The sequence below is a fragment of the Tenacibaculum soleae genome, assembly GCF_001693415.1.
In the GTDB taxonomy this organism is placed as follows: domain Bacteria; phylum Bacteroidota; class Bacteroidia; order Flavobacteriales; family Flavobacteriaceae; genus Polaribacter; species Polaribacter soleae.
On the sequence record NZ_MAKX01000001.1, the window covers coordinates 990,516 to 1,008,789 of the forward strand.

Annotated in this window: 16 protein-coding genes and 1 tRNA gene; 14 read left to right on the top strand and 3 right to left on the bottom strand. The window is 27.2% G+C overall.

Features of this window, described 5'->3' with window-relative positions; all coding sequences use genetic code 11:
* Positions 1–67 precede the first annotated feature (67 nt).
* Positions 68–1,372, bottom strand: coding sequence for a ribosome biogenesis GTPase Der (gene der, locus BA195_RS04600; RefSeq protein ID WP_068702882.1), 1,305 nt, complete (start codon positions 1,370–1,372; stop codon positions 68–70).
* A 102-nt stretch (positions 1,373–1,474) separates the two neighbouring features.
* Between der and BA195_RS04605 the strand changes: the two genes are divergently transcribed.
* The gene (locus BA195_RS04605) at positions 1,475–1,981 is read left to right on the top strand and encodes a hypothetical protein (RefSeq protein WP_068702884.1); all 507 of its coding nucleotides are present in this window, start codon (positions 1,475–1,477) and stop codon (positions 1,979–1,981) included.
* Here BA195_RS04605 and era read toward each other — a convergent pair.
* Positions 1,978–2,859, bottom strand: a complete 882-nt coding sequence (era, locus tag BA195_RS04610) for a GTPase Era (protein WP_068702886.1) — start codon at positions 2,857–2,859, stop codon at positions 1,978–1,980. The genes BA195_RS04605 and era overlap by 4 nt on opposite strands.
* A gap of 138 nt (positions 2,860–2,997) precedes the next feature.
* On the opposite strand from era, the gene BA195_RS04615 reads away from it, so the two are divergent.
* The 11 genes from BA195_RS04615 to BA195_RS04665 all read left to right on the top strand — a co-directional run bounded on the left by BA195_RS04615 (position 2,998) and on the right by BA195_RS04665 (position 14,449).
* Positions 2,998–3,070, top strand: a tRNA-Met gene (locus BA195_RS04615).
* A gap of 114 nt (positions 3,071–3,184) precedes the next feature.
* Positions 3,185–4,006, top strand: a complete 822-nt coding sequence (locus BA195_RS04620; RefSeq protein ID WP_068702888.1) for a glycosyltransferase — start codon at positions 3,185–3,187, stop codon at positions 4,004–4,006.
* The gene (locus BA195_RS04625) at positions 4,003–4,905 is read left to right on the top strand and encodes a nucleotidyltransferase domain-containing protein (protein ID WP_068702890.1); all 903 of its coding nucleotides are present in this window, start codon (positions 4,003–4,005) and stop codon (positions 4,903–4,905) included. The genes BA195_RS04620 and BA195_RS04625 overlap by 4 nt, the downstream gene beginning before the upstream one ends.
* On the top strand, positions 4,898–6,364 hold the full coding sequence (locus tag BA195_RS04630; protein ID WP_068702891.1) for a B12-binding domain-containing radical SAM protein: 1,467 nt from the start codon (positions 4,898–4,900) through the stop codon (positions 6,362–6,364). Before BA195_RS04625 ends, BA195_RS04630 begins: the two co-directional genes overlap by 8 nt.
* Positions 6,357–7,139 (top strand): class I SAM-dependent methyltransferase, encoded by a 783-nt coding sequence (locus tag BA195_RS04635; protein ID WP_068702892.1) that lies wholly within the window; start codon positions 6,357–6,359, stop codon positions 7,137–7,139. The genes BA195_RS04630 and BA195_RS04635 overlap by 8 nt, the downstream gene beginning before the upstream one ends.
* Positions 7,136–8,527: a B12-binding domain-containing radical SAM protein gene (locus tag BA195_RS04640; protein ID WP_068702893.1), complete on the top strand. Its 1,392-nt coding sequence runs from the start codon at positions 7,136–7,138 to the stop codon at positions 8,525–8,527. The genes BA195_RS04635 and BA195_RS04640 overlap by 4 nt, the downstream gene beginning before the upstream one ends.
* The gene (locus tag BA195_RS04645; protein ID WP_068702896.1) at positions 8,524–9,282 is read left to right on the top strand and encodes a class I SAM-dependent methyltransferase; all 759 of its coding nucleotides are present in this window, start codon (positions 8,524–8,526) and stop codon (positions 9,280–9,282) included. The genes BA195_RS04640 and BA195_RS04645 overlap by 4 nt, the downstream gene beginning before the upstream one ends.
* A 505-nt stretch (positions 9,283–9,787) precedes the next feature.
* On the top strand, positions 9,788–10,774 hold the full coding sequence (locus tag BA195_RS04650; protein WP_068702898.1) for a polysaccharide deacetylase family protein: 987 nt from the start codon (positions 9,788–9,790) through the stop codon (positions 10,772–10,774).
* Between the two features lies 1 nt (position 10,775).
* Complete coding sequence (locus BA195_RS04655; protein ID WP_068702900.1) at positions 10,776–11,711, top strand: GNAT family N-acetyltransferase; 936 nt, start codon at positions 10,776–10,778, stop codon at positions 11,709–11,711.
* A 1-nt stretch (position 11,712) separates the two neighbouring features.
* Positions 11,713–12,768 (top strand): glycosyltransferase, encoded by a 1,056-nt coding sequence (locus BA195_RS04660; RefSeq protein WP_068702903.1) that lies wholly within the window; start codon positions 11,713–11,715, stop codon positions 12,766–12,768.
* Position 12,769: 1 nt separating this feature from the next.
* The gene (locus tag BA195_RS04665; protein WP_068702905.1) at positions 12,770–14,449 is read left to right on the top strand and encodes an ATP-binding cassette domain-containing protein; all 1,680 of its coding nucleotides are present in this window, start codon (positions 12,770–12,772) and stop codon (positions 14,447–14,449) included.
* Here BA195_RS04665 and BA195_RS04670 read toward each other — a convergent pair.
* On the bottom strand, positions 14,432–15,535 hold the full coding sequence (locus BA195_RS04670) for a glycosyltransferase family 4 protein (protein ID WP_068702911.1): 1,104 nt from the start codon (positions 15,533–15,535) through the stop codon (positions 14,432–14,434). The genes BA195_RS04665 and BA195_RS04670 overlap by 18 nt on opposite strands.
* Positions 15,536–15,656: 121 nt before the next feature.
* Between BA195_RS04670 and BA195_RS04675 the strand changes: the two genes are divergently transcribed.
* On the top strand, positions 15,657–16,733 hold the full coding sequence (locus BA195_RS04675; protein ID WP_068702913.1) for a radical SAM protein: 1,077 nt from the start codon (positions 15,657–15,659) through the stop codon (positions 16,731–16,733).
* Positions 16,734–16,735: 2 nt separating this feature from the next.
* Entirely contained in the window at positions 16,736–18,274 is a 1,539-nt protein-coding gene (locus tag BA195_RS04680) for a B12-binding domain-containing radical SAM protein (protein ID WP_068702915.1), read from the top strand.

Consider the following 18,274-nt stretch of genomic DNA (forward strand, 5'->3'; position numbering starts at 1 on the left):
GTTTAATAAACGCATAAAGAAAATGAAAAAACTACTTTAAAAGAGTTAATTTATGTTAAAGCTATATTTATTTTTGTCTAAAGTAAATAATAATTGGCACTCCATTAAAATTATAATGCTGGCGTAATTGATTTTCTAAATAACGCCTGTACGGATCACGAATATATTGAGGTAAATTAGCAAAAAATGCAAATTGAGGTGTATGCGTTGGTAATTGCATACAGTATTTAATTTTGATGTATTTCCCTTTGGTTGCAGGAGGCGGATTTTGTTCTAAAATCTCTAACATCGTTTCATTTAATTTACTTGTTTGAATACGACGTTTTCTGTTTTCAAAAACTTCAACAGCGGTTTCAATAGCTTTAAAAATACGTTGTTTTGTTAAAACAGAAGTAAATATAATTGGTACATCTGTAAATGGAGCTATTTTTCTTCTTATTTGCGCTTCAAAATCACGCATAGTATTGGTTTCTTTTTCAATCAAATCCCATTTGTTAACAAGAATAACGACTCCTTTTTTGTTTTTTTCAGCTAGCCAAAATATTTTTTCATCCTGACCTTCAAAATCACGAGTTGCATCAATAACTAAAACAGCAACATCACAATGTTCAATAGCACGAACAGCTCGCATTACTGAATAGAACTCTAAATCTTCTTTTACTTTAGATTTTTTTCGAATTCCAGCAGTGTCTACTAAGTTAAACTCAAAGCCAAAACGATTGTATTTTGTGTCGATAGAGTCACGAGTAGTACCCGCAATATTGGTAACAATATTTCTGTCTTCACCAATTAAAGCATTGATAAATGATGATTTACCGGCATTAGGGCGACCAACAATCGCAAAACGAGGCAATTCATTTTCTTCAACTTCATCTTCTTCAGGTATTTCTTTTGCAACTGCATCTAGTAATTCACCTGTACCACTACCATTTATTGAAGAAATAGTATGGTATTCACCTAAGCCAAGGTTGTAAAATTCAACCGCATCAGCATCACGCATTGCGTTATCTACCTTATTTACAGCCATGATAAGTGGCTTTTTAACTTGACGTAATATTTTAGCAACCTCATTATCCATTGGGGTAATTCCTTGCTCTACATCAACTACAAAAACAATAATATCAGCTTCATCAATAGCTAATTGAACTTGTTTACGTATTTCTCCTTCAAAAATATCATCCGACCCGACAACATATCCACCAGTATCAATTACAGAAAACTCTTTCCCGTTCCACTCAGATTTTCCGTAGTGTCTATCTCTTGTAACTCCACTTACAGAATCTACAATAGCTTCACGACGTTGTACTAAACGGTTAAATAAAGTGGATTTACCTACATTAGGTCTTCCTACAATGGCTACAATACTACTCATTTTGTAAAAATTTGTGCAAAGATACAACTTACGTTATGATTTTAAGCCGAATTTTAAAGAGTATACTATTTTTACTACATTGTGGGATAATTAGTTTAAAATATGGAGGATCAATTATATAATCAGATTTTTTTAAAACCAAGATTTCAAATTGATTTTGAAATGGATGCTGAGGTTTTATTAAATGAAGTTAAAGCACATTTATTGGATACATCAGTATATAAAATGAAAGTTATTGATAATCATGTTGTTATTGATGTGCCTGTTAATGAAACTCATTTTTGGTCACCTCAACTAGCTATTGAGATAGAAAAAATATCAGCAAATAAATCTAAAATTAAAGGGTTATTTGGTCCTAAACCACAAGTTTGGACTTTTTTTATGTTTTTGCATTTTGTGGTTGCCACCGCCTTTTTAATTTTTGGAGTTATAGCATATAGTAATTGGTCTTTAAAAAAAGTGTCAATTTTGCCAGTTGTAATGCTTGTTGTTTTACCAATTGTATGGGTATCGTTATATTTTGTAGGAACAATAGGTAAATCTACTGGTCAAAAACAAATGGATGAATTAAAAGATTTTACAAAATCATTTTTACAAAAAATAAATTAATCTTTGTAACCAAAACGTTTTAATTGACGTTCATTAGATCTCCAATTTTTATTTACTTTTACATATAAATCTAAAAAAACCTTTTTATCAAAAAACTGCTGTAAGTCCTTACGAGCTTCGGTACCTACACGTTTAAGAGCGCTTCCTTTATGCCCAATAATAATTCCTTTTTGGGTGTCACGTTCTACCATAATAATAGCTCGAATTTTTATAATATCCTCTTCCTCAATAAACTCTTCGGTTTCTACCTCAACAGCATACGGAATTTCTTTTTTGTAGTGTTGTAGAATTTTTTCACGAATTTTTTCGTTTACAAAAAAACGTTCAGGTTTATCGGTTAATTGATCTTTTGGGTAAAAAGCAGGTCCTTCAGGCAATAACTCTACAATTTTATTAAAAACTACTTGTACGTTAAATTTTTCTAAAGCTGAAATTACATGTACAAATGCGTTGGGTACTTTATTAGTCCAGTAAGTAACTTTTTCTTCAACTTCTACTTGTGTAGATTTATCTATCTTATTTAATAATAAAATAATTGGAATTTTACTGTGAATTATTTTATTAAAAAAAGCTTCGTTTTTTAACTCCTTTTCACCAACTTCAACCATATATATTAATACATCAGCATCATCAAAAGCCGATTTTACAAAATCCATCATAGAAGATTGTAATTCATAAGCGGGTTTTATAATTCCGGGTGTATCAGAAAAAACAACTTGATAATTATCATCGTTAACAATCCCTAAAATACGATGTCTTGTCGTTTGAGCTTTTGAAGTAATAATTGATAATTTTTCACCAACCAATGCATTCATTAAGGTTGATTTCCCAACATTTGGGTTTCCGATGATGTTTACAAATCCTGCTTTATGTGTCATGCTGCAAAGATAAGCTGTTTGAATTAAAAATATTTTTTTTTATTAGGTTGTTATTGATGTAGTTATAAAAAATAGTGTTTTTAAAAGATGTTTTATTTGGTTATAAGAAATAAAAGAGCGTATATTTGCACTCGAAATCGCGGGATAGAGCAGTAGGTAGCTCGTCGGGCTCATAACCCGAAGGTCACTGGTTCGAGTCCAGTTCCCGCTACTAAGAAAAAAGTCTTTCATTTATTTGAAAGACTTTTTTTGTTTTAAAAGTTCTATGATTAAAATAAGATTTAGTTATTTAATATAATTGAATAACTTAGCAAAAAAAGGTTTAATGATTTTAACGGTTTCAATAGTCTTATTTAATAATGAAATTAATGAAGTTAAGAAATTACTTTCTGATTTTTTTTCATCAACTATTAATTTATATGTTTTTATTATAGATAATTCGCATGAAAACAATTATAACTTTTTTAAAGAATATAAAAGCCTAGAATATATTTATAATAATGAAAATTTAGGGTATGGAAAAGCACATAATATAGCTATAAGAAAAGCAATTGAATTAAATTCTAAATATCATGCAGTTGTTAATCCAGACATAAGATTAGGTAAGAACCTGGTGTCCCAGCTAATTCTTTTTATGGATAGGAATAAGGAAATTGGTTTAAGTGCTCCTAAAGTATTATATCCATCAGGTAAATTACAATTTTTGTGTAAGTTAATACCTACTCCAAAAGATTTAATTATTAGACGCTTTTTACGGGTTAAAAAGATTGTTAAAAAGAGGGATGAAAAGTATGAATTAAGAAACTTCAATTACAATAGTAATATAGATATACCATATGTATCGGGTTGTTTTATGTTTTTTAGAACAAGTATATTAAAAAAAGTGAATGGATTCGATGAGCGTTTTTTTCTTTATTTTGAAGATCTAGATTTAACGAGGAGAGTAAATGAACTATGTAGAACAGTTTTTTTTTCCGAAGCATTTATTTATCACGTTTATAATAAAGAATCATATAAGAAAAACAAAGTTTTTTTACATCATTTAGTATCGTCAATTAAATATTTTAATAAATGGGGATGGTTTTTTGATGAAAAAAGAGAGGAAATAAATAAAAGAACACTTCTTCAAATAGATATTAAAAAATGAATATTTTAAAAAGCATATTATATTTTTCTATTTTTAATTATCCTTTAACACTAGAGGAGGTTTTTCGTTTCTCAGATTCTAAAAAAAAAGAGGAGGTAGTTAAACAGATATTAAGTTTAGAGCAACGAGGGATTATCTATAATAACAATGGGTACTATTCTATACTTAATGATAAAAACATTTTAGATAGAAGGCTAGAAGGAAATAAAAATGCTGAAAATATAATGCCTAAAGCTTGGAAGATAGCTAAGTTTATATCCAATTTTCCATACATAGATAGTGTTTGTATTTCTGGATCATTATCAAAAGGATATTTTGATGAGAAGAGTGATATTGATTTTTTTATTATTACCAGAAAAAATAGAATTTGGATTGCCAGAACTTTACTGATACTATATAAGAAAATATTCTTGCTAAATTCTAAAAAATATTTTTGTGTAAATTACTTTATGAGCAGCGGTTATTTAAGTGTAGATGAAAAAAATAGATTTACTGCTACAGAAGTCGCTACGCTAATTCCTTTATACGGAGAAATTACATTTAAAGAATTTCTTAAAGAAAATAAATGGGTGTATGGTTTTTTTCCAAATTTAATTAGAAAAGAAAAAAATATTAAAACAATCTCTAAAAGTGCTTTTACTAAAACGGTTGAAAAACTATTGAATTATAAAGCAGGAGATTATATAGAAAAGATTTTTATGAAAATAACTATAAAAAAATGGAGAGATAAATTTAATCATTTACCTAAAGAAGATTTTGAAATAGCTTTTAAGTCTTCAGAGAATGTATCAAAACATCACCCGAGTAATTTTCAAAAAAAGGTACTGTCTTTATTAAATGAAAAATACGAAGAAATCGAAGAAATACATAATATAAAACTTGCGTCAGAACATGCTTAACATTGCTTTTTCACATTCTTATTTTTATCCGTTTGACGAAAAACAGTGGAAAAATAAAACCCCTTTTCCACCGCTTGGAACTATGTATGCTGCATCTTTTTTAAGAGAAAAAGGGTATGTTGTTAGTCTATTTGATACATGTTTGCTTAAAAATATTGACCCATTACATTCGTTTTTAGAAATTAATAAGCCTGATATTTTTGTAATTTATGATGATGGTTTTAATTACCTCACTAAGATGTGCTTAACCAATATGAGAGAAGCAGCATTTGAAATGATTTTAAAAGCAAGAGGGAATAATTGTAAAATAGTAGTTTGTAGTTCTGACGCTACTGATCATTATGAAAAATATTTGGATGCTGGAGCAGATTTTATAATTCAAGGAGAGGGAGAAGTAACATTAAAAGAGTTAGTAGGTAAGTTTCAGAATAAAGAAGATGCCACAGTAATTGATGGAGTTGTTTATGTTAATGATAAAGGGGAAATTATTAAAAATCCAAAAAGACCTGTTTATAAAGACCTTGATAGTTTTCCAATGCCTGCTTGGGATTTAATAAATATTAATGATTACAAAAAAATTTGGGAAGAAGGAGGGAAAGAGTTTAGTTTAAATATGGTTACTACTAGAGGATGCCCGTTTAAATGTAATTGGTGTGCTAAACCAATTTATGGAAATAGATACAATTCACATTCTCCAGAATATATTGTTGCACATATTAGTTATTTACAGAAAACTTTTGGAGTTAAAAAGTTTTGGATGTGTGATGATATTTTTGGTTTAAAATCACAATGGGTACAAGAGTTTAATACTTTATTGAAGAAAGAAAACTTAAATATTAGTTATTATATACAAAGTAGAGCAGATTTATTATTAAAAGAAGAAAATATAGAAGCATTAGCCGAAAGTGGATTATCTGAAGTTTGGATTGGTGCTGAAAGTGGGTCTCAAAAAATTCTTGACGCTATGGATAAAGGAACTACCATAGATCAAATAGAAAAGGCTACTTATTTACTAAAAGAAAAAAATATAAAAGTTGCTTTTTTTATTCAGTTTGGATATTTAAACGAAACTAAAGAAGATATCGATTTAACAATTAAAATGATACAAAAATTGTTGCCTGATAATATAGGTGTTTCGGTATCTTATCCATTACCTGAGACAGAATTTTACGAAAAAGTAAAAGATGATTTAAAGCTAAAAGCTAATTGGACAGATTCTGATGATTTAGCAATGATGTTTCAAGGATCATTTAATTCTAAATTTTATAAAAAACTGCAGCGATATGTTCACAAGGTTTTTAGGAAAGCTCAAGGAGTTTTTAATTTTAAAAAAATGATTAGAAACCCTTTTAGTTTAAAAATGTATGAGTGGCGTTTAGTTTTTTTATTACCATATTATATAACTACCTCAATGATAAATAAATTGCAACTAAATAAATTAGAGAATATTAATGACTAGTTTTTTTGATATTGCAGCAAAAACATACGATGATACCTTTACGAACACTAAAATAGGTAGGGAACAGCGTAAAAAAGTTTATAAAAATATTGAACATATATTTTCATCAGAAAAAAAAGTAAATGTTTTAGAATTAAATTGTGGGACAGGTGTAGATGCAATTGCTCTTGCAAAAAAAGGACATAATATAATAGCCACAGATATTTCAGAAGAAATGATTAAAGTAGCAAATAAAAAGAATAGCTATAATAATTTAAATTTTGAAGTTTTAGATTGTAAAAAACTTTCAAAAGATTCTTTTAAAAAAGAATTTGATGTTGTTTTTTCAAATTTTGGAGGATTGAATTGCTTCTCTCATGAAGAGTTGAGAGAGTTTTTAAAAATGGCTTCAGAATTATTAGTATCTAAAGGAAAATTAGTAATGGTACTGATGCCTAAAAACTGTGTTTGGGAACAACTTTATTTTTTAGTTAAAGGAAGTTTTAAAAAGGCTCAAAGAAGAAATACAAATGAAGCTTTATTGGTGAATGTTGATGATGTACAAGTGCCAACTTGGTATTTTAACCCAAAAGGAATAATTGAAATGTCTAAGGTAAATTATACATTAATTAACTATTCTCCTGTAGGAATCGTAATTCCACCTTCTTATTTAGAAAAGTCGTTTTTAACTAAAAAGCCTATTTGGAATATTTTAAAAACAATCGAAAAAAGATTGTCAAATCGTTTTTTAGCGAAATATGCAGATCATTTTATAATTGAATTGATAAAAAAATGAATGTAGTTTTAACCCATGCATATTATTTATATGAAGATGATAAGGAGCAAAAAATTATGCGGCCTTATGCTCCTTTAGGACTATTATATATATCGAGTTATCTCAATAAAAATAAAATTGAAAACGATGTATATGATAGTACTTTTTATTCATTTAAAGAGCAGTTAGAGTTTATTGAGGAGAAAAAACCTAAGGCGATAGCTATTTATACTAATTTAATGACAAAAGTTAATGTTATTAAGTTGATGAAAAAACTTAAAACAAATGTTAAACTAAGAGGAGTTAAAATTATACTTGGAGGGCCAGATGTAACCTATAATTGTGAGAGTTACCTAAAGGCAGGTGCTGATTTTTTGGTTATAGGAGAAGGAGAACAAACTACTTTAGATTTATGTTCAGCAATTTTTAATAATGAAAGTTATAACACGATTCAAGGAATCGCTTTTTTACTTGATGAAAAAGTTATTAAAACAGCCCCGAGAGTAAAAATAAAAGATTTAACTGATTTACCATTGCCTAATAGAGAAGCAATACCTGTTTATAAGTATTTAGAAACTTGGAAAAAACACCATGGACAAAGCTCTATGACTGTAAGTACACAGCGTGGTTGCCCATATACATGTAAATGGTGTAGTACTGCCGTTTATGGGCAAAGTTATCGTAGAAGGTCTGCAAACTTAGTTGCTCAGGAATTAAAATTATTAAAAAATAAGTATCAGCCGGATTCTATTTGGTTTGTTGACGATGTTTTTACAGTAAGCCATAAATGGATTAAAAGTTTTCATGAAGAAGTTATAAAACAAGATGCTATTATTCCTTTTGAATGTATTACGCGTGCAGAGAGATTAACCGATGAGGTTTTACAACTTTTAAAAGAAGCGGGGTGTTCTAGAATTTGGATTGGAGCAGAAAGTGGTTCGCAAAAAATTGTTGACGCTATGGATAGACGTGTAGATATTAACGTAGTAAAATCAGCAATTCAAAAAACAAACGCCTTAGGGTTAGAAACAGGTACTTTTATTATGGTTGGTTATCCTGGAGAGGATGAAAAAGACATCTACGAAACGGTTAAATATTTAAAAGCAGCAAATCCAACACATTTTACAATTACTGTTGCTTATCCTATAAAAGGAACTTCATTATATAATGAAATAGAACAAAATATTACGATACAGCCTGATTGGAAAACTACGACCGATAGAGATATAGATTTTAAAAGAACATATTCTCGAAAATATTACGATTATGCAGTTAAGTATATTGTAAATGAAGTAAATTCTAATAAAGAGATTTTAAAAGGAGATAGAAAAAGTTTCCTTTATTTTATGAAAATAAAAGCGAAATCAATTTTAGCATATTGGGCAATGAAATATTATAAGAATCTATGATTATAAATCCTCTTTATACACGGAATGGTGTCGGTTATTTAACTGAAGAAAAAGAAAAATTTGAATCAGACTATATTAGAGCTCGTGAGAAAGAAAATAGAATATTGATAGATAAGGAAGTTTCCATACTACCAAAAACATTTGCAGAAAACCCCAATAAAAAAGAGTGGGAATTACGAGGGAAATCAACGAAAAGATTTTTAAAATATTTAGGAAATAAAAACAGAGGTTTATCTATTTTAGATATAGGTTGTGGAAATGGTTGGTTTACGAATCAATTATCAAGTGTTTTTAAAGAAAATAAAGTTATAGGGTTAGATGTAAATAGTGAAGAATTAGAACAGGCTGTACGTTTGTTTGGGAAAGGTAAAATTAGTTACCTGTATGGAGATATCTTCAAGTTAAAGAGTTTTGAAGAGCAATTTGATATCATTACTTTAAATGCTTCTGTTCAATATTTTTTAGACTTTCAAAAATTATTTTCTATTTTGAAATTATATTTAAAATCAAAAGGTGAAATACATATTATAGATAGTCCGTTTTACAAGAAAGAAGAACTGTCGAAAGCAAAATTTAGAACTGAAAAATATTATAAAAATTTAGGTTTTCCACAAATGACATTAAACTATTTTCATCATGAAATTACAAAGGTGAAAGATTTTGAAATTCTTTACATGCCTAATAGAAGTATTTTTCATAGAATATTAAAAAGAAATGATTCTCCGTTTCCGTGGTTACGTTTTGTGAAAAAATAATTGAAAAAGAACTGTTTTGAAAAAATGATTAAAGAGTTAAAATAATATCAGGGTAAGAGTTTATGTAGTTTTGATATTGATGTGATTTTAGGTGGAAGAAGATTGGTATTTGAATATAAGAATCTTAGGTGGTAAAGATATTACAACTTGTCTATTACTGATTTAGTTTTGTTTCATCTAATTTTTTTTTAAATAAACAATGAAATGGTAATAATGTAGTATTATTTTATGAAGATCTATCAATTAGAAATAGAAAACAAGTTGCCATATGGTTGTCGTTTGTATATTGTAAAAAAAAGATTTAGTTTCGATAGTCAACAAGACAAGAAGAATAGGGTAAAAGAATATTCTGATTTTTTAACACCCTAAGGACAATATCAGAAATTCATTCTAAAACAATTTCTGTTATGCACCTATGATTTAAGAAGTTTATAGGAAACATAGTCAAATATTTGTAAGGTTATGTTTTTGTCTCTTTTTTTTAAAAAAATAAAAAAATTAACTTATGATTTGGATGAAAGTTAAATGTCGTTTCTTATTGTTTTATAGGAATTATTTATTAAAAATAGGATTGAAAAAAGCATTGCTTAAAAATAGGTATGGTGAACGTATTTTGTTATTTCATGGGGTTGATAAAGTAGGGAACACTAGTTTAAGCAGTAGGTTTTTTTCTGAAGAATATTTTGAGCGATTTATAGAATATATTGCGTTACACTATAATATAGTTTCTGTAGGTGATTATTATGCTAAAAATTTTAAAGAGAATACGTTGAATATAGCAATAACTTTTGATGATGGATATTTAAATAATTATGAATATGTAATTCCAATTTTGAAGAAGTATAAAGTACCGGCAAGCTTTTATATTACAACAATTCATGAGCAAGCTTCATTTTTATGGACAGATTTTTTAGATTTGGTTTCATTAAAAACAAAAGTAAAGCAAATTTTTTTTGAAGGAAATACATATGAGAAAAATAAAAAGTCTGAGTTTGTTAACAAAGGAATGTCTTTGAAAAAAAAAATGAAAACAATTTCTTATGAAAAAATTAAATCAGTTTATAAACTTTTTAATGAGGATTGGAATGTTATAAAATCGAGTTCATTAAAAGAATATTGGCAATTAATGAATTTCAGACAGATTAAAAGTATTTCGGAAAATTCATTGTTTACTATTGGTTCTCATGCCCAAACACATGCTAATTTATTAGCGATTTCAATTGAAGAAGCAAAAGGTGAAATTATTGAAAGTAAAAATAAATTAGAAAACATATTAGGGATTCCTATTGAAGAATTCGCGTTTCCTTTTGGTTATTATTCAGATGAGCTTGCTAATTATTGTTTAGAGATTGGGTATAAAAGAGTTTTACTAGTTGATTATAATAAAAATGAGGCTAATAAAAATGAAGTTTTTAAAAATCGTTTTGTAATGAATCCTTATATTTCGTTTGAACTTCAATTAATTTGTTTATTAAAAGGCTCTTATTTTTAAAATGATGTTATATAAGTTTGTCCCACTTACTTCAGAAAATATAAAAGATTTAATTTACCTCTATAAACATGTTTTTGGGAAAATTGTAACTTTAGATGAGCTTTTAGCTAAGTTTGATACTTCTTATCTAGGTACCGGTTATTTGGGGTATTTAGCTTACGATAAGGGCAAACCTATTGCCTTTCAGGGAGTAGTTCCTGTCTTAATGAAATATAATGAAAAAACTGAACTTGCTGCTCAATATACAGATTCTATGACACTACCAGCCTATGCTAGAAAAGGTGTTTTTACGAAATTACTGAAACTTACAGATGAGGCATTAAAAGAGGCTAATGTTAAATTTGTTTGGTGTTTTCCAAATCAAAATTCAGAATACGTGTATATGAATAAATTAAATTGGCAATACAAAGAACGTATGCAGAGATTTAGTGTGAAAACGGCCTTAATTCCAATTGAAAAAATTACAAGGAAATTAGGTGTAATTAATCGCTTATACAAAAAAAGAGTTTTTAATATTTTAAAAAAATATAAAACAGATGCAATTATAAAGGGAAGTGTTTTTCAAGAAAAAAATATTGTTTCAACAGTTAGAAACCATGAGTTTTATAAATACAAAACGTTTACAAATAATTTTACCATTTCTATTGAAGGAGTCCTTTTTTGGATAAAAATTAAAAATGGATTGTTAATAGGTGATATAGAAACCCCATCAGAAGAATTGTTTCATATAGCATTTAAAAAAATAAAAAAGATTGCAACATTTAATGGAATTGGAGAAATTAATATTCAAGCTTCACCAAATACACAAATTTCAAAATTGATGAGAAAACACTCGAAGAAAACCTTTGAATCTTGGACTGTTGGATATAAGAATTTCTCTTCTGATTTTCCTCTAGAACAACTTAAGTTTACTTTTGGAGATTTAGACACTTTTTAGTATGAAAGATAAAGAGTCACATATTGTTTTTTTAACACCAGGTTTTGCTTCTTCTGAAGAAGATTCAACTGTAATACCAGCATTAGCTATTTATTTAAAGGAATTAAAAAAAACTATTCCAAAAGCTCGTTTAACTGTTATTGCATTTCAATACCCTAAATTTATTGAACAATATAAATGGTTTGATATTACTGTAATACCTTTAAATGGATCTAATAAAAGAATAAAAAAACCTTTTATATTTTATAAAGCAAAAATGAAGCTTAATCAATTGAATGAAAAACAGCCAATTAGTTGTGTTCATAGTTTTTGGATTGGTGATTGTTCTTTTATAGGACAAAGGTTTTCGATTAAGAACAATATAAACCATGTTGTTACAGTTATGGGGCAAGAGAGTGTCGTTAGAAATAGATTTGTGAAATTTATTAATGAGAAAAAGTCAAAAATTGTATCTCTTTCTAAAAATCATTCTGAAGATTTAAAAAATAAATTAAACATTAGCTCTCAAATAATTCCTTGGGGAATATCCTCTTCAAGTTTTCCTGATTTAGAGTTGAATTCAATTGATATTTTAGGTGTTGGTTTTTTAAATGATGTAAAAAACTATTCTTTTTTTATTAAAGTGATAGCTTTTTTAGTGAAGAAACACCCTAATATTAAAGTTGAAATTATTGGTGAAGGAAAAAAATATACCTCTTTAAAAGAAGAGATAAAAAAATTAAATCTTAATAAAAATATAAAATTAACGGGGTTATTACCAAGAAGTGAAGTTTTATTAAAAATGTCTAAATCTAATATTCTTTTACATACAAGTAGGTATGAATCTTTTGGTTTTGTTTTTCCAGAAGCTCTTTACTCAGGTATGAGAATAGTTTCTACTAATGTTGGTTGTGCTTCTGAATCAATGTTTTGGAAAGTTGGAGGTAATGTAAAGGATTTAGCAAGTTATTGTGATGATTTTCTCTTGTTTACTACTGTTAATAAAAAAAGAATACATTTATATTCAATAGAAAATACAATCAAATCTTATTTGAATTTATATCAGTTAACAGAATAAAATGATAAATCAACTAAAAATTATCTTATCCATTATTCCTGAAAAATTTAGGAAAAAACTACCCTTTTTTGTATCTCTATCTTTTTTAAATCTTTTATTAGATCTAATTTCAATAGCTTATTTAATACCTGTTTTTTTGTTGTTAATAGATTATAAGATGGTTTTAGAAAAAGCTTCGGAATTTATACAAATTAGTGAGTCTAATATTCCTTTGATTGTTGTTTTATTTATTGTCAGTTTTATCGTAAAAAATTTAATACAGATAAGGATTAATACCTACCAATCTCATTTTATTTTTAATATTGCAACGAAATTATCATCAAAATTTTTAAATAATTTTTTGACAAAAAACTATCTTGATTTTCAAAAAAAAAATACAGCAAAAAGTATCCAGAATATTAAAATAGTTGGATTAGATTTTTCAAACCATATTTTGTTGTCAATTAATACATTTCTTACAGAAGGTATTGTTGTTTTTATTATATTAGGAATAGGTATTTACTTTTATCTAAAGCTAACACTAATCGTTTTAGGAATTTTTTCATTAGCTTTTATTTTTTTAATATTTCAAAGGAAAAAAAAAATTATCGCCATAAATGATTCCTTAAAAAGCAGTTATCATGAGGTTACATCACAATTAATAAATATAATTCAAGGTTTTTTGGAGTTAAAAAGCTTAAATAAAGAATTACATTTTTATAAGAAGTTTAATAAAAGCGTTCATCATTTTAATAATCAATATGCGAAGTTGGAAATTTACAAGAAATCTAATAACAAGTATTTAGAAATTTTAATGGTGGTTGGATTGACTTTTGTTGTTCTTTTTCTAATTCAAGCACAAAATTCAACAATTTCAAATGTTTTTGTAATTTCATTTATTGCAGGTTCTGCTTTAAAATTGCTACCGTCAATAAATAAAATAATTGTGTCTTATACTAATTTTCAATCATTCAAGTATACGATAGATATTTTAAGTGAAGTTGTTAACTTAAATAAAAACACGACTATAATTAATACCCCTTTAAAAAAGAATTTTATTTTAAAGGATGTTTCATTTCAGTACAGTTCCAAGAAACGTATTATTGATAATGTAAATTTAACTATTCTTAAGGGGGAGGTTATTGGGATATCTGGAGATTCTGGAACAGGTAAAACAACCTTCGTAAATATTATTATGAATCTTCAAAAACCTCAGAAAGGAGCTGTTTTTATTGATGATTTTAAAATTTGTAATGAGCATAATTTATTTGGTATAATTAATTATTTACCTCAAAATTCTTTTATATTTGAAGGATCTATTATTGATAATATCACTTTAGGTGAGGGTGAAAAGAATATTGATTTTAAAAAAATTCATAAGCTTTCAGAGATCCTAGAATTAGATAGTATTATAAAATCTGAAGAAAAACTATATTTAGATATTAATTCTTTAAAAATATCTGGAGGTCAAAAGCAACGAATTGCATTATTACGTTCACTTTATCATAATTTTGATATTTTAATATTAGATGAAGCGACAAATCAATTAGATGAAAAGTTAGAAGAAAGAATACTTAATTATCTTGTTGAATTAAAAAAAGAAGGAAAAACAATTATAATGATTTCACACAACCCAAAAATGAAAAAAATTAGCGATAAATATTATGTTCTAAAAGATAGAAAATTAGTGATGATTAAATAAAGTTTCAATTAATTTTTCTAAGCCAGATGATAAAGCCTTAAAAGAAAGTTTATTATTAAAATGGTTTTTAATTTTTAATGATAGTGATTTAGAATTAAAATTCTTTAACGATTTTAATTTTTCTAGAAGATCTTCTTTATCTCCTGGTTTAAATAGTTTTGCATATTTACCATTCTCAGTTATTGCTCTATTTGAAGCAATATTAGTTATTATAGGGATACATCCACAAGCCATCGATTCTATAAGAGCTGTTGATCCACCCTCATAGTATGATCCTAATAAAAAATAAGTGCTTTTTTGATACCATTCTTCTAATTCTGAATTATCAATAACTCCCATTAGTTTGATTTCATTTGTTATTCCACTTAAATTTAGAATGTCAATAATTTTTTTCTCTAGTTCTTTCTCTGAATAAAATAAGACTAATTTGGCTTTTGAATTGATTTTGATATAAGATATAAATGCTTCTATTATAGTTATAGGGTCTTTGTTTTTATTTAGTCTACCAACCCAAATAAATAAATTAGCATCCTTTTTGATAGTGCTATTATAAGAAAAGTGAGTAGATAATTCAGGTTGGGTAAAAATTTTAACTCTAGAAGATATTAAATCTTTTGAGATCCAATTATCAGCCATATCAATAGATGTGAAAATATAAGCATCAATAAATTTATCTAACTTACTTAAAATATTTTTCTTAAGCCAGTTATGAGGAGGCCTTTCAGCATGATGTTGAATAATGATTTTGGTGTTTTTTTTTAAATAAAATTTAAAGAAAATAACATGATATATCTTACTAAAACCATGAATGTAAATAACATCAGGAGAAATTTTTTTAATTAAAAAATGAGTTTTTAAATCAATTAAAAACTTCTTGTTATTTGTTTTTCTTTGGAAATAATAAAAAATATTATTTTTAATAAAAAAGTTTTTTACACCAATAAATTCTATGACACTAATTTTATGTTTTTTTTTAAGTTCTAAAAGAACGTCATATACAAAGTGAAATTTTATAAGTTTTTCATTTGGGTCTAGGATTTTAGGTAAAGAATGGTAATTTAAAAATAATACATGTTTACTCTTCATTTTTTAATTGGGGATTATTTTTTATAATATTAATAAAAAATAATTAGGTTTTAAAGCTTAAAACTTATATTTTTCTTATTTATTTTAAATTAAATTTATAGTTCAAGAGAACACATTAAATATGTACAAAGTATTAAAAACAATCAATAAAAATTATTTTCCAAACAAATATTTATTCGCACCAGAGTGGATTGTTTTAGGGGTAAATAATGTTTGTAATTTACATTGTAAAATGTGTGATGTAGGAACCAAAAATTTAGAGAGTAATTTTGCTCAAAATTTAGTGGGGACTCATCCTATAAACATGCCAATAGAATTAATTAAAAATATTATTGATCAAGTAAAAGAAAATTTCCCTAAGACTAAATTAGGTTATGCTTTTACAGAACCTTTAGTATATCCTCACTTGATTGAGTCTTTAGCATACGCAAATAAGATGGAGTTGTATACAACCATAACAACAAACGCTTTAACCTTAAAATATAAAGCGCAACAACTAGTAGATTCAGGAGTTAATGAAATTTATATATCTTTAGATGGTCCAAAAGACATTCACAATGAGATTAGAGGTCATAAAAAATCTTTTCAAAAAGCATTAGAAGGTATTGAGGAGCTTATTAAAATTAATCCTAAACAATCTGTATCTGTTTTTTGCGTAATTACAGAATGGAATATTGGTTATTTAACTCAATTTATTAATGAAATTAAACATTTGCCTTTAAAAGAAGTTGGTTTTATGCATACTAATTTTACCCCAGAATATGTTGCTCGGTCCCATAATGAAAAATGGAGTCAATACTATTTAGCTACTTCGTCAAATATGGATGAAATAAATATAGATAATTTTAATCTTGATACTCTTTTAAAAGAAATAAAAAAGATAAAAACTACCAAATTAAATTTTAATGTAAGTTTTTCACCAGATATATCTACAAAAGAAGGGTTAAATGTTTTTTATCATGCACCCCAAGAAATTATAGGAAAAGGATGTAATGATGTTTTTGGAAACATAATGATAAAATCTGATGGTAGTGTAATTCCGGCTCATGGAAGATGTTATAATTTAGAGTTAGGAAATATGTATAAGGAATCTTTGAAAGAGGTTTGGAACTCTAAAGTATTGAAAAAATTACGTAATGACTTAAATAAATCAGGAGGGTTGTTCCCAGCCTGTAGTAGATGCTGTAGTGCTTTTTAATTATGAAAAATAAAGTAATAATATTTAATCCTAAAAGTGGAAATGCAAAACATAGAATACCGAACTCTATTTTGCAGGTTGGAGCATCTATTCATGAAGAGTTTGAATATGTTTTGGTAGATGGGAATTTAGAAAAAGATCCACTTCAAGAAATTTTTAAATATTTAGAAACAGGTGAGTATAAGTATTTTTGTTCAACTGTTATGCCGGGACCACAACTTAGACAAGCAATTCCTTTTACCAAAAAAATAAAAGAAACGTTTCCTAATGTTACTGTAATTTGGGGAGGTTATTTTGCCTCTAACCAATACGAGGTTTGTATGGATTCTCATTTAGTAGATTATATTGTAAATGGGCCTGGAGATGTAACTTTTCCTTCTTTATTAAGTGTCTTAGAAGGAGAAAAATTAGGTAAAGTAGTCTTTGAAAAAACGTTGAGTAATATAGATAATTTGATTTTTAGAAATGGTGATGGAAAAATCGTTAAGACTAAAAAAGAAAAATTGTTAGATCAGGATGCATTACCCAATTTACCTTATACTTATTTAGATACTTTTTACCCACTTGAAAGTTATTTAGGAAAAACTTTTATGGGGAAAAGAACTTTAGCTTATCATTCGAGTATGGGGTGTCCATTTACATGTTCATTTTGTGGAATTGTACCGATTTTTAGTGGTAGATGGAAAGGTAAATCAGCTGAAGGAATGTATCAAGATGTAAAGTATTTTAAAGAGAAATACAATGTTGATGCAATTGAATTTCATGACAATAATTTTTTTACCTCAAAAAAACGAGTTTTAGAATTTTCTAATTTAATTTTAGAGGATAATATTAAATACTGGGGAGAAGGAAGAATTGATACACTTAATAAATATTCTGATGAAGAGCTAAAGTTGATGAAAAAGGCAGGTTGTGAAATGATTTTTTTAGGCGCAGAAACAGGAAATGATGAAGTGTTAAAGCAAATGAATAAAGGAGGTACACAATCTGGGAAAATGATTAAAGACTTTGCTTTACGTATGGGGAAAGCGGAAATTATTCCTGAAATGTCATTTGTTTTAGGAATGCCCGCAGATACTGAAGAACAAGTGTATAAACAGATTCTTTGGGATATCAATTTTATTAAAGAAATTAAAGAAATAAACCCAGATACAGAAATTATTATTTATTTATATAGCCCAACCCCAACAAAAGGATCAGAATTATATAAGCAAATTTTAGATGCAGGTTTTTCTTTTCCAGAGACTTTAGAGGAGTGGGTTTTGCCAAGTTGGGAAAATTTTGATTTACGTAAAAACCCATTAACTCCTTGGTTAAAACCATACATGATTGATACCATTAAAGATTTTGAAACGGTATTGAACGGAAAATATCCAACAGTATCTGATTTTAGAATTCGTGGATATAAGAAAAACATATTACGTTTGGTTTCTAATTGGCGTTACAAAACAGGTTTTTACAATTACCCTTATGAAATAAAAGTATTACATAAAGTTTGGAAATACCGTCAACCAGAAGTAGAGGGTTTTTACTCAGAATAG

Excerpts from the sequence above, each read along its gene's own strand:
- der (WP_068702882.1), bottom strand. The coding sequence starts at position 1,372 with ATGAGTAGTATTGTAGCCATTGTAGGAAGACCTAATGTAGGTAAATCC.
- BA195_RS04605 (WP_068702884.1), top strand. The coding sequence starts at position 1,475 with ATGGAGGATCAATTATATAATCAGATTTTTTTAAAACCAAGATTTCAA.
- era (WP_068702886.1), bottom strand. The coding sequence starts at position 2,859 with ATGACACATAAAGCAGGATTTGTAAACATCATCGGAAACCCAAATGTT.
- BA195_RS04620 (WP_068702888.1), top strand. The coding sequence starts at position 3,185 with ATGATTTTAACGGTTTCAATAGTCTTATTTAATAATGAAATTAATGAA.
- BA195_RS04625 (WP_068702890.1), top strand. The coding sequence starts at position 4,003 with ATGAATATTTTAAAAAGCATATTATATTTTTCTATTTTTAATTATCCT.
- BA195_RS04630 (WP_068702891.1), top strand. The coding sequence starts at position 4,898 with ATGCTTAACATTGCTTTTTCACATTCTTATTTTTATCCGTTTGACGAA.
- BA195_RS04635 (WP_068702892.1), top strand. The coding sequence starts at position 6,357 with ATGACTAGTTTTTTTGATATTGCAGCAAAAACATACGATGATACCTTT.
- BA195_RS04640 (WP_068702893.1), top strand. The coding sequence starts at position 7,136 with ATGAATGTAGTTTTAACCCATGCATATTATTTATATGAAGATGATAAG.
- BA195_RS04645 (WP_068702896.1), top strand. The coding sequence starts at position 8,524 with ATGATTATAAATCCTCTTTATACACGGAATGGTGTCGGTTATTTAACT.
- BA195_RS04650 (WP_068702898.1), top strand. The coding sequence starts at position 9,788 with ATGATTTGGATGAAAGTTAAATGTCGTTTCTTATTGTTTTATAGGAAT.
- BA195_RS04655 (WP_068702900.1), top strand. The coding sequence starts at position 10,776 with ATGATGTTATATAAGTTTGTCCCACTTACTTCAGAAAATATAAAAGAT.
- BA195_RS04660 (WP_068702903.1), top strand. The coding sequence starts at position 11,713 with ATGAAAGATAAAGAGTCACATATTGTTTTTTTAACACCAGGTTTTGCT.
- BA195_RS04665 (WP_068702905.1), top strand. The coding sequence starts at position 12,770 with ATGATAAATCAACTAAAAATTATCTTATCCATTATTCCTGAAAAATTT.
- BA195_RS04670 (WP_068702911.1), bottom strand. The coding sequence starts at position 15,535 with ATGAAGAGTAAACATGTATTATTTTTAAATTACCATTCTTTACCTAAA.
- BA195_RS04675 (WP_068702913.1), top strand. The coding sequence starts at position 15,657 with ATGTACAAAGTATTAAAAACAATCAATAAAAATTATTTTCCAAACAAA.
- BA195_RS04680 (WP_068702915.1), top strand. The coding sequence starts at position 16,736 with ATGAAAAATAAAGTAATAATATTTAATCCTAAAAGTGGAAATGCAAAA.